The following is a 19,010-nucleotide window of genomic DNA, read 5'->3' as shown; positions in this document are numbered from 1 at the left end:
TCTATAATAAGTAATGTCTATAAAAAACATTAGATTAGAAGTAATGCAGTTTTTGGAAAAAAACGTGGATAGCTTCGTTGAACAGTATTTAATTCCAGTGGAAAAAATCTGGCAGCCGTCTGATTTCTTGCCTAATTCTGAAGGAGAAAATTTCTTTGAAGAGGTTAAAGAATTACGCGAGATTGCAAAAGAACTTCCATACGATTTCTGGGTTACGCTTGTTGGTGATACTATCACTGAGGAAGCATTGCCTACATATGAGTCATGGTTAATGGATGTAGAAGGGGTAAACCAAGTAGAAAATGGTGGAAACGGTTGGTCGAAATGGATCCGTCAATGGACTGGAGAAGAAAACCGCCACGGAGATCTTTTAAATAAATACTTGTATTTGTCTGGTCGTGTGAACATGCGTGAAATCGAAATGACGACACAGCATTTGATCAACGACGGTTTTGATATTGGAACTGGAAGTGACCCATACAAAAACTTTGTATACACTAGTTTTCAGGAATTAGCAACTTATGTTTCGCACAATAGAGTAGCGCAGATGGCTAAGAAATTTGGTGATAACAAGTTGTCTAAAATGTGCAAAATGATTGCGGGAGACGAAATGCGTCACCACCACGCTTATAGCGAATTTGTTACTAGAATTTTCCAAGTGGATCCAAGCGAGATGATGTTGGCTTTTCAATACATGATGAAGCAGAAAATTGTTATGCCTGCTCACTTTTTGAGAGAATCTGGTCAAAAAATAAGCACAGCTTTCGAACAGTTTTCAGATTCTGCGCAACGTATTGGGGTTTATACTGCAAACGATTATGTTGAAATCATGCAGAAATTAATCAACAAATGGGAAATTGATAAAATTTCTAATTTGACTGATGAAGCAGAAAAAGCTCGTGATTACTTAATGAAATTGCCAGGTCGTATGGCCAAAATATCTGAAAGAATTGTTATTCCACAAGAGTCACATATTTTCAAATGGGTTGAACCAGCGAGACTTTAAATTTTAGATTTTAGAATGTAGATTTTAGATTTTCGTGATGATTTTATAAAGCTTGTCCTCCTGAGCGAAGTCGAAGGATCTCACGCTAAATGTATTTCGAATGAGAATTTAAAAAATTTGAAACCTCAAAGAAACGCAACATTGTTGCTTTAAAATATATTTGTTGATTGTTAGAGATTCAAATCTTTGACAATCAACATTTTTTATTAACTGTAAAAACCTCTATATGAGCGATTCACAACTGATTATTAAAACTATTGCTTTTGTTAAAGAAAAACTAAATGATGCCGAAGGTGGACATGATTGGTTTCATATTGAACGAGTTTATAAGAATGCAATATTGATTGCCAGAGAAACAGAGTGTGATCTTACAGTTGTACAATTGGGTGCTTTATTGCATGATATTGCCGATAGTAAATTTCACAACGGAGACGAAACAATCGGGCCAAAAACAGCAAGAGCGTTTTTAGAGAAAGAAAATGTATCTGAGAACACTATTGCCCATGTTGTCAATATCATTGAAAATATCTCTTATAAAGGCGGAAATTTCGAAAGAAAGTTCTCTTCTGTCGAATTGGATATCGTTCAAGATGCTGATCGTCTTGACGCAATTGGTGCAATTGGTGTTGCAAGAGCATTTAACTATGGAGGATTTAAGAACAGAGCTTTATATAATCCAGAAATTGAGCCGATAACCAATATGACAAAAGAGGAGTATAAAAAGAATAGCGCTCCAACCATTAATCATTTCTACGAAAAGCTTTTACTGCTTAAGGACAAAATGAATACCGAAAAAGGAAAAGAAATTGCGACAGAAAGACATCGTTTTATGGAAACTTTTCTAGCTCAGTTTTATGCCGAATGGGAAGGGTTGAAATAGAAATTACATTCAGATTATAAACATAAAAAACGGCTCTAATCTAGAGCCGTTTTTTATTTTGTGATAAGGTATATCAGAAGCTTTAAAGGATTATAATCGGGATTTTAAAAAGCACATTATTACAAAAGCGCATAAAAAACCAATTGAAAACCATAGTATCCTAGTTATGTTGATATTTCGAATCATTTCCCTTTTTTCAAACCTTGTCATTTCAAATGTATTTTTAATAATTCAAAAATAATTTGACTTAAGGTATGATGGTGCCTTGAAAAGCTTTTAAACCATTATAATAAGACATTTTTTAATCTCAGTTCTCAGTCTCAATCAGAGTTACAGTCTATATTCTTTATTCTATATTCTTAATTAGATAAAATTGAGAAAAAACTAATGATGATGTTTCATTATCAAATAAGTGATTATTGTTGCACAGAAAAAACCTATTGCAAACCACAGTAATCGAGCAACTCTGTTGTCTCGTATTACTTCCATTCTGTCTTCTGGTGTCATTTTTTAATAAATTTAGAAGACAAAAATAGTTGTAGAAAATATACTAATAAGCTATTATAGGTTTTTAAAACAACAGAATAAGACATTTTTAACTCATAAAAAAAGCCATTCAAATGAACAGCTTTTTTTTACTTTGTACCTTTTTAAGAACATCCACAATCGGTTCCGCTACCGCAGTCTTTTTTCTTTTTGGATTTAAAGAAGAACTTTTTAATCAAAAAAGCAACGGCAATTCCTAATATGGCAAAGGCTATTATTTCCTGAAACATAACTTTTTATTTTAAAAGTTGATACGCAATTAATGCGGTAAAATAAGCGAGACCACTCATTAAAAACAGTTGCATTGCAGGCCATTTCCATGAATTGGTTTCTTTTTTGGTAATCGCCAATGTACTGGCGCATTGCATAGCAAAAGCATAAAATAGCAATAAAGAAATTCCGGTGGCAAAATCAAATATTTTTTTTCCGGTATTTGGCCAAACTTCTGCCTGCATTTTGCTTTTTATGGTCGACTCATTATCAGTATCTCCAACACTGTAAATGGTTGCCAGCGTTCCTACGAAAACTTCACGGGCAGCAAAAGAACTGATTAAAGCAATTCCGATTTTCCAATCGTAACCCAAAGGCTTAATTGCTGGTTCGATCGCGCGTCCCATTAATCCAATATAGGAATTCTCTAATTTTTGAGAATTAACTTCATTTTCAAACTGAGTTTCATCCAAAGCTGTATTGGCAAATCTTTCTTTTACGATAGTTTCGGCTTCGTTGAATTCTTTTCCAGGTCCGTATGAGGCCAAAAACCAAAGAATAACAGAGATCGCCAAGATAATTTTACCTGCTCCAACAACAAAAGCTTTTGTTTTTTCTACAACGTTGATTCCAACATTCTTTAAAAGAGGCATTTTATAACTTGGCATTTCCACAACGAAATACGTTTTAGAATCTAACTTTAATACTTTATTCAAGATATAGGCCGATAAAATAGCTGTAAAAAATCCTAAAACATAAAGCGCCATAAGCGTTAATCCCTGAAGATTTAAAACTCCAAAAAGGCGTTTGCTCGGAATTACAAGTGAAATAATAATGGCATAAACAGGTAACCTTGCCGAACAAGTGGTGAATGGCGTTACTAAGATCGTAATAAGGCGTTCTTTCCAGTTTTCGATATTTCGAGTCGCCATAATCGCGGGAATGGCACAGGCAGTTCCAGAAATTAAAGGCACAACGCTTTTTCCCGAAAGTCCAAACTTGCGCATGATTTTATCCATTAAGAATACAACACGGCTCATATAACCGCTTTCTTCTAAAATCGAAATGAATAAAAACAAGAAAGCAATCTGCGGAATGAAAATGATAACTCCTCCAATTCCTGGAATAATTCCTTGCGAAAGTAAATCGGTTAAAATACCGCTTGGCAGTTCTTCTGCAACCCAGCTGCTTAAAGAAGCAAAGGTGCTGTCAATGAAATCCATTGGAATAGTTGACCAGCTGAAAATCGATTGGAAAATCAAGAATAAAATGGCAAAGAAAATAAAGTAACCCCAAACTTTGTGTGTTAAAACGCGATCTAATTTTGCTCGGATATCTTTCGCCATCGAAGCATCAATCTTTAAACCTTCTTTTAAAACATCATTGATAAATTGATATCTTTTGATGGTTTCTTTCTGTTGTAAACGCTTTAATTCTGAATGCGATTTGGTAAAAGTGCTTCGGATTTCATTACGGTCTAAATTCAAGAAATTGACATCTTGCGTAATGACCAGCCACAATTTATACATCAATTGGTTTGGAAATGCTTTTTGTAATTTTTCAAAATATTCAGGATCAATTACAGAAGCATTCAAACAAGGTTCGTGTGGAAGTGTTTTATAAGAAACAATCAGTTCTTTTAATTCTTCAATTCCTAAACCTTTGCGAGAACTTACTAATGCAATTTTTGTTTTTAGTTTGTCTTCTAAATACGGAATATCCAAAGAAATTCCTTTACGCTCCATACGATCAGACATATTGATAACCAAAATCGTCGGAATTTCTAGATCTTTTATTTGGGTGTAGATGAGTAGATTTCGTTTCAGATTTTCAACATCTGTTACAACAACCGCTACATCTGGATATAATTTATCGTTTTTGTTTAGCAAAAGCTCGATTACTACACTTTCGTCCATCGAACTCGCATTCAAACTATACGTTCCAGGTAAATCTAGAATATTAGCTTTTACGTTATTAGGTAATTTGCAAAATCCTATTTTCTTCTCAACCGTTATTCCAGGATAATTTCCAACTTGTTGGTTCAGACCTGTTAATTGATTGAAAACAGAGGTTTTTCCGGTATTGGGATTTCCGATAAGGGCAACATTTATATTCTGAACACTCATTACAAATTGGTTTTGATAAGTTCAACTTCAATTTCACGAGCTGTTTCAATACGAATGGCAACATGAGAGCCATTAATATCTAAATATAAAGGATCGCCAAAAGGAGCAACCTGCAGCAATTCAACTAAGCTGCCAGGCAGACAACCCATTTCTAATAATTTAAGTGGAATAAGATCGATATCAAAATCTTTGATAATGGCTTTTTCGCCTTTTTTCAGAGTGTGTATTGTATTTTGCAAGCTTATTTAGATTGAATTTAGATTGCAAAAGTAGGCAATTATTCTTTATTTCAAGGCATTTAACACTTCCACAAATGCTAAATGTTTCTAAAAATAAGGGTTTTTACTCTTGAGAAAGAAATTCGATGTCTTCTAAAAGACGTTTTACATCTTCTTTATTTGTTCCGTCATAAAAACCTCTAACGCGGCGCTTTTGATCGACCAAAACAAAATTCTCCGTATGTACCATATCATAAAGCTGATCTGGTCTACCCAATTTCACAGCCAAATACGATTTTCTGGCCATAGTGTAGATTTCTTTTTTATCTCCAGTAACCAGATTCCATTTGCTGTCTACAACGCCATATTTAATGGCATAAGCTTTTAAAACGGAAACACTGTCAACTTCAGGAAAAACAGTATGAGAAAGCAGCATTACTTTAGGATTATTTAAAACTGCTTTTTGAACCTCAACAAGATTAGTTGACATTTTTGGGCAGATCGATCCGCAAGTGGTAAAGAAGAAATCGGCAACATAAATTTTCCCTTCGTAATTTTTTTGGGTAATGGTATCACCATTTTGATTGATAAATGAAAAATCGGCAATAGTGTGGTATTTGCTTTTATATTGAACTGTACTATCTACCAATTCAGGATTTACATCGGCTGGATTGTAAATCGGAAGCGTTTTTTTAGGTTTTAAAGCCGAGTAAAACAAGGATATCGTAACAACCGAAAATACTATTAGAACAATGAAGAATTTGCGGTATTTATATAAAAGCGATTTCATAAAAATAATTTGGCGCAAAAATACAAAAAGCAGATTCTAAAAACTTTACTGGATTATTTTTTTAACAGCCTTTTGTAACTTTTACCAGTATCTGTAGACATATACCTCAATGTTTAAGTTCTATTTGTGAAATTTATCCGTCTTTTTGATTGTACAGTTAGAATTTTAACATAATTTTTGAAATAATAACAATATGTTTGTATTTTCCCTTAAACTATAATTTTTTATGAAAAAACAATTTGCTAAACCTGTGTTTGGTGTGATATCTGCAATGTTTGCAATTACCGCAGCCCAAGCTCAAAATGCTCCAAAGGAACCAGGTATTAATGTTTCGTACATGAATACGAATATTAGCCCAAGTCAGGATTTTTTCAAATATGTAAACGGTACTTGGCTAGAAAAAACAGAAATCCCGAGTGATCGTACGACATGGGGAAGTTTTAATGAACTGATTAAGAAAACTGACAAAGATGTTATGGCAGTTTTGCAGGAGGCTGCAAAGAATCCAAAGTACAAATCAAATACAGATCAAGGAAAAGCGGTGAATCTGTATAATACTTACTTAGATTCTATTGGAAGAAATAAAAAAGGAATCGAACCATTAAAACCATATCTGAAAAAAATTGATGCAATTAAAAACATTGCCGATGTTCAGAAATATTTGGTTGAAATGGAAAAAGAAGGAAATGCTGGATTTTTCGGAATTTACATTGGAGCTGATGATAAAGACAGTTCTAAAAACTCTGTAAATTTAGGACCAAACCAATTAGGACTTCCTGATAAAGATTACTACACTTCTGAAGATAAAGATTCAAAAGAAAAACGTGTAAAATATGAATTGCATGTTGCGAGAATGCTTCAGTTTATTGGAGAATCTCCAGAAAAAGCAAAACAAAGTGCTGCTGAGGTTTTAGCTCTTGAAACAGAATTGTCAAAACCAAGATTAAACAGAGTAGAAAGAAGAGACAGTCGTTTGCAATACAACCCAATGACAGTTGCTGAACTTCAAAAATTGACTCCTGCTATTAAATGGAACGAATATTTTGCTGGTTTAGGAATTACTAATTTACAGAATGTAATTGTTTCTGAGCCTAAATATATGACTGCTTTAGAAACTGTTTTCAAAGAAAATAAAGTAGCACAATGGAAAGAATACCTAAAATGGGATTTGATTAACAGTGCTGCAGGTAAACTGACAACAGCAATTGATAATGCTAATTTCGATTTTTACAGCAAAACATTAAGAGGTGCAATTAAACAGCTTCCGTCTGAAGAAAGAGCACTGAATGTTGTTAATGGAAATGTTGGTGAAGCTCTTGGAAAACTTTATGTAGAGAAGGTTTTTCCAGCTGAGGCTAAAACTAAAGCGATTGATATGATTCATAATGTTATCACGGCTTACCAAAACCGTATTAACAATTTAACTTGGATGTCTAAAGATACTAAGGCAAAAGCAATCGAAAAGCTGAATAAAATAACGATTAAAGTTGGATATCCTGATAAATGGAAAGACTATTCGGCTTTGGAAATTAAAAGTATTGCAGAAGGAGGAAGCTATTTTGAGAATTCTAAAAACTTAGCGTTATGGAGATTTAAGAAAAGCGTCGATAAATTGTCTAAACCAGTTGATAAAACAGAATGGCATATGTCGCCTCAAACGGTAAATGCTTACTACAATCCATCTTATAACGAAATTGTATTTCCAGCTGCAATCTTACAACCGCCTTTCTATAATTACCAAGCTGACGAAGCGGTTAATTATGGTGGAATTGGTGCAGTAATTGGTCACGAGATTTCTCACGGATTTGATGATTCTGGTGCGCGTTACAATGCAGAAGGTAATTTGGTTGACTGGTGGACAGAAGATGATTTGAAACAATTCACTGCTCTTGGAACAGATTTGGCAAATCAGTACAGCGCTCTTGAGCCGTTGCCAGGAATTCATGTAGATGGTCATTTTACTTTAGGTGAAAACATTGGTGACTTAGGCGGAATCAACGCTGCTTATGATGGTTTGCAATTGTATTTGAAAGCTCATGGAAATCCAGGTTTAATCGACGGATTTACTCCAGAGCAACGTTTCTTTATTTCATGGGCTACAGTTTGGAGAACAAAATCTAGAGAAGAAGCAATCAAAAATCAAGTAAAAACAGATCCGCACTCACCGGGAATGTACAGAGCTTATGTTCCAATTCAGAATGTTGATGCTTTCTACAAAGCTTTCGATATTAAGAAAGGTGATAAAATGTATGTTGAACCAGAAAAACGAGTTAAAATCTGGTAATCAATTTTAATAATCATAAAAAGGGCGGTTTCGAATTTCGGAACCGCCCTTTTGCTTTATTATTTTTAGATAATCAGAAGATGTTCCTACGGAACACCATTGTGCTATTATTTCAAATGACTATAAATGTAAGCTTCAATTGCTTTTAATTCTTCGTCAGACATGGCCTGAGTAATAGCAAAATTGGTTTTCATAACCTCAAACTGACTTGGGTCAACAATTGGTTCTGCATTTCCTTTTAAGAAAGTAACGATATTGCCGTTTTTGTCTTTGTAGATTTTGGCAATTTCTTTAATGCTTGGGCCAATCACTTTTTGATCTGGCTGATGGCATGCAAAACAATTTCCGCTGCTTTCAAAAAGTTGTTTTCCTAGTTCTTCTGGACTTTTGGCTTTCGCCGATTCGCCTTCAGAAACCGATTCTGTTGCTGTATTTGTTGATTTAGCATTTTCTTTTTTACAAGAAGCAAAGGCTAAAACAGTAGCTAAAAATAAAATCTTTTTCATCTTATTTCTTTAAAAGTATTGCCGCTTCTTTAGCAAAATAAGTCGAAATAAGATTAGCACCCGAACGTTTAATGCACATTAATTGTTCCATCATAATCTTGTCGTGATCTAGCCAGCCTCTTTCAGATGCTGCTTTAACCATTGCGTATTCTCCAGAAACCTGATAAACGGTTACAGGAACATGCACTGTGTTTTTTATTTCGCGAACAATATCCAAATAAGCAATTCCAGGTTTTACCATAACCATATCTGCACCTTCTTCAACGTCAGACAACGCTTCTTTAATCGCTTCGATTCGGTTTGCATAATCCATTTGGTATGTTTTTTTGTCTTTTGGAACCACAACATCAGCTTCTTTTGGAGCCGAATCTAAAGCATCTCTAAACGGACCATAAAAAGCTGAAGCATATTTAGCAGAATAACTCATGATGCCAACATTCTGAAATCCAGCAGCATCTAAACCTTCGCGAAGGCGTAAAACACGTCCGTCCATCATATCACTTGGCGCAACAAAATCGGCACCAGCTTCTGCGTGAGAAACGGCCATTTTTACTAAAGCATCAACTGTGCTGTCGTTTTCTACATCTCCATTTTTTATAATTCCATCATGACCATAAATAGAATAAGGGTCTAATGCAACATCTGGCATAACGATCATTTCTGGACAAGCCGCTTTTATAGCACGAATAGCCTGCTGCATTAATCCGTTAGCATTCCAAGCCTCTTTTCCAGTATTGTCTTTTAGGTTTTCACTAACTTTTACATAAATATTTACGGCGCGAATTCCTAAATCATAAAGTTCTTTCACTTCTTCAACCGTTAAATCTATAGATCTTCTGAAAATTCCCGGCATTGACGGAATTTCGACTTTTACATTTTCGCCTTCAGCAATAAACATTGGAAACATAAAATCCGATGGACTTAAACTGGTTTCACGAACTAAAGAACGAATGGATTCATTTACTCTTAATCTTCTGCCTCTTTGTAATGGGAACATATAATTTTAGATTTTAGATTTTAGATTTTAGATTTTTAGTTGATTTTCTTTGAAACTCAGACTGAGAATCTATTTCTAAAACTGCAGTTGTTTTTATTTTTTTTGAAGTTTATCTCAATTTTTAATGAGTGGCGCAAAGTTAAAGAAAAAGGAACAAAATAAGGCGTTTAGCTTGCTGTAGAATGAGTTAATATTATCTAAAAATTTGAATTTTTTATTGTTTCAACCAAAGTATGGTTTTTCAGAATATTCCATCTAAATTTGCTAAATGAAGAAAATTCTCGCTTTATTTTGCTGTTTGCTCTTAACGAGTTGTTTTGAGATTACAGAAAGAATTAAACATCACGACGATCAAAGTGGTGAATATACTCTTATCATCGACTTTTCGCGATCATGGTTTAAAACCAAATCGGCTATTTGGCTAGAAGAAGTCGATGGCGTAAAAATTCCGAATGAACAGGAAATTACAGCAAAACTCAATGATTTTAAAGATAAGGCTTTAAAGATTAACGGAATTTCCAACGTTAGCACCAAAACAGATTTTCAGAATTACGTTTTCATTATCAAACTCAACTACGCCAATCTAAAAGCACTGAACGCCGTTGTAAATACAATCAACAATCAGCGCGATCAGATTCACTTTAGCGGAAGCGGCAAAACTTTTGAAAGAATTGCGTCATATCCCATTCCAGAAAAAGTAGTAAATGACCCAAAGAAAAAGAAAGATCTCGAAGAAGCCAGCATTATCTCTATTTATACTTTCGATAAAGATATTCTGTCTGCAGACAATGCAAACAGCAAAATTTCTAAAAACAAAAAGACGGTTTTTTTAAAACAAAGTATGTACAGCGTTTTTAAAAAATCGACACTAATGAATAATACCATCCAATTAACGCCTTGATTTTATGAAGCATTTTTACACACTCATTTTTTTATTCGCCACGTATTTCTCTTTTGGGCAGACCGTTCCAGAAAAATACGATTATTTTGTACAGTTTAACGGAAGTCAGCTTTCTAAAAAAGTTAGTATCGATGAGGTTTTAAATCATCCAATTTTGACCAAATACATCAGTAAAAAACCTGATTTTGATCTTCGTAAATATGCTGATATTATTAAATTGAATGAAAAAATTACCATTCACGGGAACTTCTTAGATTCTGTTCCGTTTTACCAAGTTACGATTCCGGTAAAAAGCAAAGAAGCGGTTAGAAAATATTTAATCGAAAAGCAGGGAGCAAACGGAACGAACAGTTCAATTGAAGATTTCGGAAAATACGAAGTTTATACACCAAATGGAGTAAAAAGATCGTTTGTCTGGAACGACAATTATTTGGTTGTTATAGAATTAACAAAACGACTTCCTTCTAAATTTTATGATGTTGCAGAAACTTCTGTAGCAACAGATTCTGTTTCCATATCTGAGCCTTATGAAGAGACTACTGTGATTGAAGAGCCAGTTTATCCGCCAGCGATTCCGGTACCTGCAGAAAGAAGTACCGACTCAATAATATTGGAAGAACCAGCAGAGAACGATTATCTGTATGATGGAAATCCGTATGAAGAATATACTGTTGAACAAGCAGAATTTGATAAAAAATTAGCTGAAAAACAGCGAGAAATCATAAAAGCATTATTCGAAAACGGATTTACAGCGCCGATTTCTCCAAAAATAAATGTTGCTGCCGATATTTCTTCTTGGGTAAATTATGGCGGAATGATGTCTAGTTTGTATTCCATGTATAATTATCCGCTTTCGTTATTTGGCGGTTACGATAAATATTTGCCAATGCAGAATAATTTTGGGAATTTTATAAAGGGCATCAATTTGGATTTTTATTTTGATAATGATAATGCCCGAATCGAAGAAGAGGTAGAATATTCTCCAGAGATTGCGAATGTTGTTAGTAAAATCAGCAATAGAAAAATCAATAAAAATATCTTTAATTATTTCCCTGCTCAGAAACCTTTAGGTTATATTTCGTATCATGCCAATACAAAAGCGGCGTTAGAAAACTTTCCTTCATTAATGACAGAATTATTTCAAAATCCGAAATTCTCCAAAGAAGATATTACACTTATTACAGATTTAATCTCGACTATTGTAGATGAAGAAGCTACAGCAAAGCTTTTTGATGGCGATTTAAGCGCGTTTTTATATGATGTGAAAGAAGTTGAGGTAATGACCAAAAAGTATGGCTACGATGAGAATTATGAAGAAAAAATAACGGAGGAGAAAGTAAAAAAAGAAATTCCGTTGTTTTCTGTAATTTTTACTTCTACGCATCCAACATTTGGAGATAAATTATTGCAATTGGGTGTTCGCAAAAAAGTATTGGTTCAAAATGGAAATTTCTACACGATTGCTGGAACTCAGGAATATGATAATATATTTATTCTGAAAGACAAAGACGTGGTAATTGTTGCCAATACAAAAGAGTATTTTGGTGCAGGAAACGGATCTTTTACAAAAGATACCAAGAAAGATTTGAGCAAAAACTATATTTCTGGAAAACTGAATATTGCGCAAACAGTTAAAACATTTGGTAAAAACGCAAAAGACTCCGAATTGGATCGAATGACTAAAATTTCTTCTCAGTTTTCGGATGTTGCTATAGAATCGCCTAAAAAGTTAATTGATAATAAATTGAAATTTGTTTTTAAACTGAATTCTTTCAAGTCTGATAAAAATATCATTTTACAGACTTTAGACATGGCCGCAGAAATGACTTCTAAATAATTGAAAAACAAAATCCCTGAAACTCTTCAGGGATTTTTTTATGATTTTATTGAATGGAAGCTTCGTAAATCTCTTTAATTGAATTTCCTAGTTGCGAATTAAATTCAGCCTCAGATTGCCCAGCGCTAAGCCCTTCTGATAAAGCTCTTGAAAAACTTGCAATCAATCCATGATTTTCTGCTAGTTTCTGATTGGCATCTTCTCGAGAATATCCGCCAGAAAGCGCTACAACACGAACCACATGAGGATCAGTCATTAAATCGCTGTAAAAATTATTTACAGTCGGGATAGAAAGTTTCAGCATAACTTTCACGTCTTGGTCTAAAGAATTTAGCTGTTTTTGAATTTCATCTTTCAAAATCTGTTCTGATTTTTCTTTATCAGTACTGTAAATATCAACTTCAGGTTCAATTATCGGAACAAGTCCTTTCTTAAATATCTGCAGACCAACTTCAAATTGCTGTTTCACCACTTCCTGAATTCCTTTTGAATTTGCTTCTTTTATAACAGAACGCATTTTGGTTCCAAAAATCTTTCGCTCTACAGCGCGATCAAGCAATTCTTTTAAATTAGAAATCGGTTTCATTAACTGAACGCCATTGGCAAGATCGGCAAGACCTTTGTCTACTTTTAGAAACGGAATAATATGTTTTTTCTCCCAAAGATAATCTGCTGTCCATTGTCCGTCAATTTTTCGATCCATTGTGTTTTCAAACAAAATAGCACCAAGAATATATTGGCTGTCAAAAACGGGACTTTTGATAATTCTGGTTCTCATTTCATGTACAAGAGTGTACATTTCTTCATCATTTGTGTATTGACTTTCTTCAACGCCATATTGCGATAATGCCATAGGTGTACTGCCGCCACTTTGATCTAATGCTGCAATAAAACCTTTTCCAGAATGCATGAGATTTAACTGTTCGCTGTTTATACCTTTCATAACAATGAATTTTAGTTTTTATAAATCTCTGTAATTTAAGCATTTTAATTGGGCTGTATGCTTATTTCGGGTTAAGATTTCTTACAAACCTATTTTTTTATTGACATTGTCGTAGACTTCTTTTACTTTTTTTGGAGGATCAAATCGGTAACCAACAGAAAGTTTTACCGTAGCAATATTGTCATTCAATCTTGGATCGACTTTTTCATCTTGTGCAAAACTTACGGTATTGAGACTGGCAAAACCAAAGAAACGATCTTTATTGTAGGCCAGTTTTAAATTGAAATCGGCTTGATATAAAGCTGAGGTTTCTTTATCAATAATATTTAACCCACCACCCAAAGCAAGTCCTGCGCCAATTAAAACCCGATCACTGATTACGAAATTGTAAAAATAGGCGGGAGCCAAAGTGAATACATAAAGATCCCCAGGTGACGAATCGGGAGTATTTAAATCGAGATTGGTGTAGTAAAAAGAAAATGAAGGGATAAAACTTCCAGAGCTTTTGGTTTGCCATTCGTTTTGGCTCACCAATGTTTTAAAAGAGAATTTATCGTTAAAAATGTAAGCTGTCGATCCGCCAATTTTTGTTGTTCGCATGTTTGGCAGCTGTGCAATGATATTATCATCACTAATGTAAAATCCCTTTTGGTTGATAAAAGTAAAAGACTGCATCCATTTTTTATAGTAAAAACGGGTGTTGAAATTAAAGTTTTTGGAATGAGAATCACCCTTGTTCTGACTTAAGAATTTGGGAGCAAAACCAATTGTAATATCAACGATTTTATAATTTAAAGTAAAACCAATCTGTTCTCTTCGATTCGGAATTAGATTCACATACGTTTGCGAATCCTGACCTGAAGCAATTTGAAAACTATTGGAAGTGTCTAAATAATAAACGCTGGCTGTGATTTTATCGTTATAAGATTTAAAATACGAATTGTGCAGGGAATCGTTTTGGGCAAAACATCCAAAAAAGCTGATAAAAAATGTGATGTAAATCAGTTTCAAACGCATAGAAACATAGTTTTAGATAATTTTAAAAGAAGTTTCATTCCGAACAATCAGACTATGTGAAAAAATATAATTTTCTAAAAATTAGCCCTAAGATAGGTCTTTAAATCTATGTTTCTATGTGTTAAATAAATTTTTAGATTAAGAAACCCACTCAATCGGGTTCTGCAATATATTTATCAATTTCTCCTCTTCGCTTCCCGCTTCTGGATGATGATCGTAAACCCATTGAACATGCGGAGGCAAACTCATTAAAATGCTTTCAATTCTTCCGTTGGTTTTTAATCCGAATAAAGTTCCTTTATCGTGTACTAGATTAAACTCCACATAACGACCGCGACGGATTTCCTGCCAGTTTCTGTTTTCTGGAGTATATTCTAAATTCTTTCTTCTTTCTACAATTGGTACATAAGCTTCCAAGAAACTATTTCCAACTTCGGTTACAAAATCGTACCAGTTTTCCATTGACATTGCTTCATTTGCTTTGCAATAATCAAAGAACAAACCGCCAAGTCCGCGGGCTTCATTTCGGTGCGCATTCCAGAAATATGAATCGCACTGTTTTTTATATTTTGGATAAAACTCTGGATTATGTTTATCGCAAGCGGTTTTACACGTTTGGTGAAAATGTTTTGCATCTTCTTCAAACAAATAATATGGTGTTAAATCCTGTCCGCCACCAAACCATTGTTCAATTACATTTCCGTTTTCGTCATACATTTCGAAATATCGCCAATTGGCGTGAACAGTAGGAACCATCGGGTTTTTCGGGTGAATGACCAAGCTTAATCCACAAGCAAAGAAATCGGCTTCGCCAACGCCAAACATTTTTTGCATCGTTTCAGGAAGTTTTCCATGAACAGCAGAAATGTTGACACCGCCTTTTTCAAAAACAGCACCGTTTTCTATAACGCGCGTTCTCCCGCCTCCGCCTTCAGGACGTTTCCATAAGTCTTCACGGAATTTTGTAGTTCCGTCAACAGCTTCTAATCCAGCACAGATTTGGTCTTGTAAATTTTGTATGTATGCGTAAAATTTGTCTTTCATGTCCTAATTTTCATTTTCTGGTATAGTATCATGATACTTGAATGCAGCATTCATATCAATTACTATTGTAGTATCTTTTTTAAAGATTTTTACAAATCTTGAATTTAATTTTTTAAATATCGAATCTCCTATTTCAGCTTTTTCCCAAAGAACAGGATAAACATATATTGGAGTCGAATCTCTCAGAATAAATTTTTGAGACATATGGTTATGTTTATCTAAAAATTTTTTCACAATTAACCCAGAAAAATTTTCATGAAACATTTCTTTATATGCGTCTTTACTAATTTTGGCTTCATTTGAAAAATAAGAACAAGTACTAGCAAATACCGCAAAAAACACCATTACAAAAAAACCTTGATATAATGGATTCAATTTTTCAAAATTAAAATCAGCAATATCGTTTAAAATTTTTTCTAGATAACTCATTTAAATTTTAAGAAAGCGATTTTATTGTTTATCCCAAAAGAAAAAACCTTGCTTTCCTGCTGAATATATTGATAAACTGCCAAAGCTTTAGCTGTAAAATTATGGTTTTCTTCTTTTGAGAATTCTATTAAAATATCACCAAATTGTTCTAATTGTTCCCAGTCAAAATGAAGACGGGCTAATAAGGTAATTAATTCTTCGTTGGAGTAATCGATTAATGTTTGGATATTTAGTCCAAACTCTTTTAAATGATTTTCGATATCTGATTTTTGTAAATGACTCAAAGGATAAGGCACAAAAATGAGTGTTCGCAATGTCTTTAGAACGTTATCAATTCTGATTTTTTCTTCGTCTCTTAAACCTTTGTTGAGCATGTTTTTGAGTTTTGAGTTTTAGTTTTCAGTCGCAGTAAAATCTAAAAACTGCGACTGAAAACTGAATACTAGTTTCCGTATTCCTTCACAGCGTCAATAAACGCTTTGGCGTGATCTACAGGTATATTTGGTAAAATTCCGTGACCTAAATTTACGATATATTTATCTTTTCCGAACTCATCGATCATTTCATGAACCATTTTCTTGATAGTCGGAATTGGAGAAAGTAATCTTGACGGATCAAAATTTCCTTGTAAAGTAATATTTCCACCAGACAAATAACGAGCATTTCTAGCCGAACAAGTCCAGTCAACTCCTAATGCAGAAGCTTTACTTTTACCCATTTCGCCAAGAGCAAACCAGCATCCTTTTCCGAAAACAATAACAGGAGTAATATCAGCTAAAGCGTCAACAATCTGGTTGATGTATTTCCATGAAAATTCCTGATAATCAACAGGAGAAAGCATTCCTCCCCAAGAATCAAAAATCTGAACGGCATTTACTCCCGACTTTACTTTTTCTTTTAAATATAAAATAGTCGTATCGGTAATTTTTTGCAATAAAGTATGTGCTGCAGCTGGGTTTGAGAAACAGAATCCTTTTGCAGTATCAAAACTTTTAGAACCTTTTCCTTCAACAGCGTAGCAGAAAATAGTCCAAGGCGAACCTGCGAAACCAATTAACGGAACTTCATCATTCAGCATTTCCTTAGTCAATTTCACAGCGTCAAAAACGTAGCCTAAAGTCTCATTTACATCTGGAACGTAAACTTTATGAACATCTGCTAGAGAACGAATCGGATTTGGAATAATTGGTCCCAAATTGTCTTTTAATTCTACATGAATTCCCATAGCACGTGGAACTACTAAAATATCCGAAAATAAAATCGCAGCATCTGGAGCGATTCTTCGGATAGGTTGAACTGTAATTTCAGCAGCTAATTCTGGAGTTTCACAACGCGTAAAAAAATCATATTTATCACGAAGTTCTCTAAATTCAGGTAAATATCTTCCTGCCTGACGCATCATCCATACCGGCGGACGTTGCACAGTTTCTCCTTTTAATGCTCTTAAAAATAGGTCGTTTTTTAACATTTTTTCTTGCTTTAGGCTTTAAGCTTTAGGCTTTAAGCTTGTTTTTAACTATGATTTTTTTGCTTACGGCTTACTGCCTAAAGCTTATTGCTTTAATTTATTTGTATTCGTGAATTACATCTTCAATCACGTCTTCAATTGTGGGCTGATCTGCGATGATGATATTCTTTGTGATTTTTGATAAAGCTTCTGCGGTAGTATCACCAATGCAAAAGCAGATTTGTTTATTGATGGTATTATGTTTCAGATAACTTTTGACTCCAGACGGACTAAAAAACAAAATCGCTTCAGGATTTGCTTTTATTTTCTGTGGCTGAAGTGTGGTTTCGTAAACCTGAATTTCATTGAATTTAATTCCGTTTTCTTTGAAAGCTTCAGGCAAAGTGTCTCTTCTAAGATTTCCGCTAAAAAAAGTGTAGCTTTCATTCGCATAAATCAAAGTGATAATTTCTGCTAAATCTGATGCATAGCCGGTATAAGCCACTACATTAAAACCATTATCGCTTAAAAGCGTTTTGGTCTTAAGACCCACGCAGTACACGTTTTTCTTTTTTAGTTCTTCGGATTTTGGGTCTGATAGAACACTATGAACAGCATTCTGACTTGTAAAAATCAGGCTTTCGTTAATGTCTTTTAATTCGAAGGGTTTGTTTTCGGTTTTAATGAAATCGGCTTCTATTAATTCTACGCCATATTTCATCAGCTCTTGTTTATGAAGAGGAGATAATATTTTAGTAGATAGTATTTGAACTGCGTTTGCCATTATTTCTTCAAAGATTCTTTAATTTTCTGCATTAATTCTGTTCCACCATTATTCAAAATCTCCTGAGCAGAATTGAAACCTAATTTTTTCCATTCTGAAATATCAACCGTTTTGTTGATTTCTAGTTTTTGTTTTCCGTCAATAGAAAGTAAAACACCTTGAAAATGCAAAGTATCTTCATCTTCATTATATGTTACTAGAGCTCCAATTGGGGCAGTACATCCACCTTCAAGCGTTCTCAAAAACTGACGTTCGATATAGGTGCAAATTTCAGTTTCGATATCATTTAACTGCGAAAGGGCATCCAGTGTATAATTGTCATTTTCCATTCCCACGACAAGCATTGCGCCTTGTGCTGGAGCAGGAATCATCCAATCTAAATTGATATAATTTTCAGGTTTTAAGTTGATGCGCTCTAAACCTGCAGCTGCAAAAACAGCTCCATCCCAATTATTGTCCTGAAGTTTTTGCATACGCGTATTTACGTTCCCACGTAAATCTACAACAGTATGATTTGGGTATTTATTGAACCATTGTGCCTGGCGACGCAAACTTCCAGTTGCAATGGTACTTGGATTTGTAAAGTCAGGATTTCCTTTATGAACTAAAATGTCCAGAACATTGGCTCTTGATAAAACAGCACCTTGAACGATACCTTTTGGTAAAGCCGTTGGAACATCTTTCATAGAATGCACTGCAATATCAACATCGCCATTGATCATAGCAATATCAAGCGTTTTGGTAAAAATTCCAGTAATCCCTAATTCGTAAAGAGGTTTATCCAGAATAATATCGCCTTGAGATTTAACCGCAACAATCGAGGTTTTATAACCTAAGTCGTTTAGTTTTTTCTCGACAGTATGTGCTTGCCAAAGTGCTAATTCGCTGTCACGCGTTCCAATTCTGATTGTTTTTTCAGCCATGTTTTGTTTTTTAAACCATATAAGTTATATAAGTAAATTTAAGCGGTTTGAGTAAAACACAGTTTAAATAGTGTGATATAACTTTTTGTTTTTTTAAACTATATAAGTTATATAAGTAAATT

The 19,010-nt window shown here is 34.1% G+C and carries 19 protein-coding genes; 5 read left to right on the top strand and 14 right to left on the bottom strand.

What is annotated here, in order from left to right; all coding sequences use genetic code 11:
* Positions 1 to 13 precede the first annotated feature (13 nt).
* Together QLQ95_RS08055 and QLQ95_RS08050 are read left to right on the top strand one after the other, a co-directional pair.
* The gene (locus QLQ95_RS08055) at positions 14 to 1,006 is read left to right on the top strand and encodes an acyl-ACP desaturase (protein ID WP_320495409.1); all 993 of its coding nucleotides are present in this window, start codon (positions 14 to 16) and stop codon (positions 1,004 to 1,006) included.
* A gap of 226 nt (positions 1,007 to 1,232) precedes the next feature.
* A complete protein-coding gene (locus QLQ95_RS08050) occupies positions 1,233 to 1,886 on the top strand; it encodes an HD domain-containing protein (RefSeq protein WP_482503345.1) in 654 nt (217 codons plus the stop codon).
* A gap of 650 nt (positions 1,887 to 2,536) precedes the next feature.
* Here the strand turns inward: QLQ95_RS08050 and QLQ95_RS08045 are convergent.
* From QLQ95_RS08045 to QLQ95_RS08030, 4 genes are all read right to left on the bottom strand, one after another.
* Positions 2,537 to 2,662: a FeoB-associated Cys-rich membrane protein gene (locus QLQ95_RS08045; RefSeq protein WP_095930202.1), complete on the bottom strand. Its 126-nt coding sequence runs from the start codon at positions 2,660 to 2,662 to the stop codon at positions 2,537 to 2,539.
* Between the two features lie 6 nt (positions 2,663 to 2,668).
* A complete protein-coding gene (gene feoB, locus QLQ95_RS08040) occupies positions 2,669 to 4,768 on the bottom strand; it encodes a ferrous iron transport protein B (RefSeq protein WP_482503343.1) in 2,100 nt (699 codons plus the stop codon).
* On the bottom strand, positions 4,768 to 5,007 hold the full coding sequence (locus QLQ95_RS08035) for a FeoA family protein (RefSeq protein WP_008465698.1): 240 nt from the start codon (positions 5,005 to 5,007) through the stop codon (positions 4,768 to 4,770). The genes feoB and QLQ95_RS08035 overlap by 1 nt, the downstream gene beginning before the upstream one ends.
* Before the next feature lie 103 nt (positions 5,008 to 5,110).
* Positions 5,111 to 5,776, bottom strand: coding sequence for an SCO family protein (locus QLQ95_RS08030; protein WP_095930204.1), 666 nt, complete (start codon positions 5,774 to 5,776; stop codon positions 5,111 to 5,113).
* A 226-nt stretch (positions 5,777 to 6,002) separates the two neighbouring features.
* Here QLQ95_RS08030 and QLQ95_RS08025 point away from each other — a divergent pair, with 226 nt between their 5' ends.
* Complete coding sequence (locus tag QLQ95_RS08025) at positions 6,003 to 8,060, top strand: M13 family metallopeptidase (protein WP_428238785.1); 2,058 nt, start codon at positions 6,003 to 6,005, stop codon at positions 8,058 to 8,060.
* A 107-nt stretch (positions 8,061 to 8,167) separates the two neighbouring features.
* Here the strand turns inward: QLQ95_RS08025 and QLQ95_RS08020 are convergent, their stop codons facing one another.
* Positions 8,168 to 8,566, bottom strand: a complete 399-nt coding sequence (locus tag QLQ95_RS08020; RefSeq protein ID WP_428238784.1) for a c-type cytochrome — start codon at positions 8,564 to 8,566, stop codon at positions 8,168 to 8,170.
* Position 8,567: 1 nt separating this feature from the next.
* A complete protein-coding gene (gene hemB / locus QLQ95_RS08015; protein ID WP_482503342.1) occupies positions 8,568 to 9,563 on the bottom strand; it encodes a porphobilinogen synthase in 996 nt (331 codons plus the stop codon).
* 268 nt (positions 9,564 to 9,831) lie between these two features.
* Here hemB and QLQ95_RS08010 point away from each other — a divergent pair, with 268 nt between their 5' ends.
* Both QLQ95_RS08010 and QLQ95_RS08005 read left to right on the top strand, forming a co-directional pair.
* A complete protein-coding gene (locus tag QLQ95_RS08010; RefSeq protein ID WP_482503341.1) occupies positions 9,832 to 10,464 on the top strand; it encodes a hypothetical protein in 633 nt (210 codons plus the stop codon).
* A gap of 4 nt (positions 10,465 to 10,468) precedes the next feature.
* Positions 10,469 to 12,301 carry a hypothetical protein gene (locus QLQ95_RS08005; protein ID WP_482503340.1) on the top strand — a complete coding sequence of 611 codons (1,833 nt, stop codon included), beginning with the start codon at positions 10,469 to 10,471 and terminating at the stop codon, positions 12,299 to 12,301.
* 46 nt (positions 12,302 to 12,347) lie between these two features.
* On the opposite strand, the gene QLQ95_RS08000 is transcribed toward QLQ95_RS08005, so the two are convergent.
* From QLQ95_RS08000 to hemC, 8 genes are all read right to left on the bottom strand, one after another.
* Positions 12,348 to 13,235: a fructose bisphosphate aldolase gene (locus tag QLQ95_RS08000; protein WP_482504056.1), complete on the bottom strand. Its 888-nt coding sequence runs from the start codon at positions 13,233 to 13,235 to the stop codon at positions 12,348 to 12,350.
* A 90-nt stretch (positions 13,236 to 13,325) separates the two neighbouring features.
* Positions 13,326 to 14,261 carry a DUF4421 family protein gene (locus tag QLQ95_RS07995; protein ID WP_482503339.1) on the bottom strand — a complete coding sequence of 312 codons (936 nt, stop codon included), beginning with the start codon at positions 14,259 to 14,261 and terminating at the stop codon, positions 13,326 to 13,328.
* 138 nt (positions 14,262 to 14,399) lie between these two features.
* Positions 14,400 to 15,305: an oxygen-dependent coproporphyrinogen oxidase gene (gene hemF, locus QLQ95_RS07990; protein ID WP_482503337.1), complete on the bottom strand. Its 906-nt coding sequence runs from the start codon at positions 15,303 to 15,305 to the stop codon at positions 14,400 to 14,402.
* 3 nt (positions 15,306 to 15,308) lie between these two features.
* Positions 15,309 to 15,734: a hypothetical protein gene (locus QLQ95_RS07985; protein WP_095930214.1), complete on the bottom strand. Its 426-nt coding sequence runs from the start codon at positions 15,732 to 15,734 to the stop codon at positions 15,309 to 15,311.
* A complete protein-coding gene (locus QLQ95_RS07980) occupies positions 15,731 to 16,108 on the bottom strand; it encodes a hypothetical protein (protein WP_482503335.1) in 378 nt (125 codons plus the stop codon). Before QLQ95_RS07980 ends, QLQ95_RS07985 begins: the two co-directional genes overlap by 4 nt.
* Positions 16,109 to 16,176: 68 nt before the next feature.
* Positions 16,177 to 17,202 (bottom strand): uroporphyrinogen decarboxylase, encoded by a 1,026-nt coding sequence (gene hemE, locus QLQ95_RS07975; protein WP_111377708.1) that lies wholly within the window; start codon positions 17,200 to 17,202, stop codon positions 16,177 to 16,179.
* A 97-nt stretch (positions 17,203 to 17,299) separates the two neighbouring features.
* On the bottom strand, positions 17,300 to 17,965 hold the full coding sequence (locus tag QLQ95_RS07970; protein WP_095930217.1) for a uroporphyrinogen-III synthase: 666 nt from the start codon (positions 17,963 to 17,965) through the stop codon (positions 17,300 to 17,302).
* Positions 17,965 to 18,888 carry a hydroxymethylbilane synthase gene (gene hemC, locus QLQ95_RS07965; RefSeq protein ID WP_095930218.1) on the bottom strand — a complete coding sequence of 308 codons (924 nt, stop codon included), beginning with the start codon at positions 18,886 to 18,888 and terminating at the stop codon, positions 17,965 to 17,967. Before hemC ends, QLQ95_RS07970 begins: the two co-directional genes overlap by 1 nt.
* Positions 18,889 to 19,010: the final 122 nt, after the last annotated feature.

This window comes from Flavobacterium sp. B330r (assembly GCF_056824325.1).
Note: the sequence above shows the minus strand (reverse complement) of the source record. Positions and strands in the feature narration are given on the sequence as shown.

Excerpts from the sequence above, each read along its gene's own strand:
- QLQ95_RS08055 (WP_320495409.1), top strand. The coding sequence starts at position 14 with ATGTCTATAAAAAACATTAGATTAGAAGTAATGCAGTTTTTGGAAAAA.
- QLQ95_RS08050 (WP_482503345.1), top strand. The coding sequence starts at position 1,233 with ATGAGCGATTCACAACTGATTATTAAAACTATTGCTTTTGTTAAAGAA.
- QLQ95_RS08045 (WP_095930202.1), bottom strand. The coding sequence starts at position 2,662 with ATGTTTCAGGAAATAATAGCCTTTGCCATATTAGGAATTGCCGTTGCT.
- feoB (WP_482503343.1), bottom strand. The coding sequence starts at position 4,768 with ATGAGTGTTCAGAATATAAATGTTGCCCTTATCGGAAATCCCAATACC.
- QLQ95_RS08030 (WP_095930204.1), bottom strand. The coding sequence starts at position 5,776 with ATGAAATCGCTTTTATATAAATACCGCAAATTCTTCATTGTTCTAATA.
- QLQ95_RS08025 (WP_428238785.1), top strand. The coding sequence starts at position 6,003 with ATGAAAAAACAATTTGCTAAACCTGTGTTTGGTGTGATATCTGCAATG.
- QLQ95_RS08020 (WP_428238784.1), bottom strand. The coding sequence starts at position 8,566 with ATGAAAAAGATTTTATTTTTAGCTACTGTTTTAGCCTTTGCTTCTTGT.
- hemB (WP_482503342.1), bottom strand. The coding sequence starts at position 9,563 with ATGTTCCCATTACAAAGAGGCAGAAGATTAAGAGTAAATGAATCCATT.
- QLQ95_RS08010 (WP_482503341.1), top strand. The coding sequence starts at position 9,832 with ATGAAGAAAATTCTCGCTTTATTTTGCTGTTTGCTCTTAACGAGTTGT.
- QLQ95_RS08005 (WP_482503340.1), top strand. The coding sequence starts at position 10,469 with ATGAAGCATTTTTACACACTCATTTTTTTATTCGCCACGTATTTCTCT.
- QLQ95_RS07995 (WP_482503339.1), bottom strand. The coding sequence starts at position 14,261 with ATGCGTTTGAAACTGATTTACATCACATTTTTTATCAGCTTTTTTGGA.
- hemF (WP_482503337.1), bottom strand. The coding sequence starts at position 15,305 with ATGAAAGACAAATTTTACGCATACATACAAAATTTACAAGACCAAATC.
- QLQ95_RS07985 (WP_095930214.1), bottom strand. The coding sequence starts at position 15,734 with ATGAGTTATCTAGAAAAAATTTTAAACGATATTGCTGATTTTAATTTT.
- QLQ95_RS07980 (WP_482503335.1), bottom strand. The coding sequence starts at position 16,108 with ATGCTCAACAAAGGTTTAAGAGACGAAGAAAAAATCAGAATTGATAAC.
- hemE (WP_111377708.1), bottom strand. The coding sequence starts at position 17,202 with ATGTTAAAAAACGACCTATTTTTAAGAGCATTAAAAGGAGAAACTGTG.
- QLQ95_RS07970 (WP_095930217.1), bottom strand. The coding sequence starts at position 17,965 with ATGGCAAACGCAGTTCAAATACTATCTACTAAAATATTATCTCCTCTT.
- hemC (WP_095930218.1), bottom strand. The coding sequence starts at position 18,888 with ATGGCTGAAAAAACAATCAGAATTGGAACGCGTGACAGCGAATTAGCA.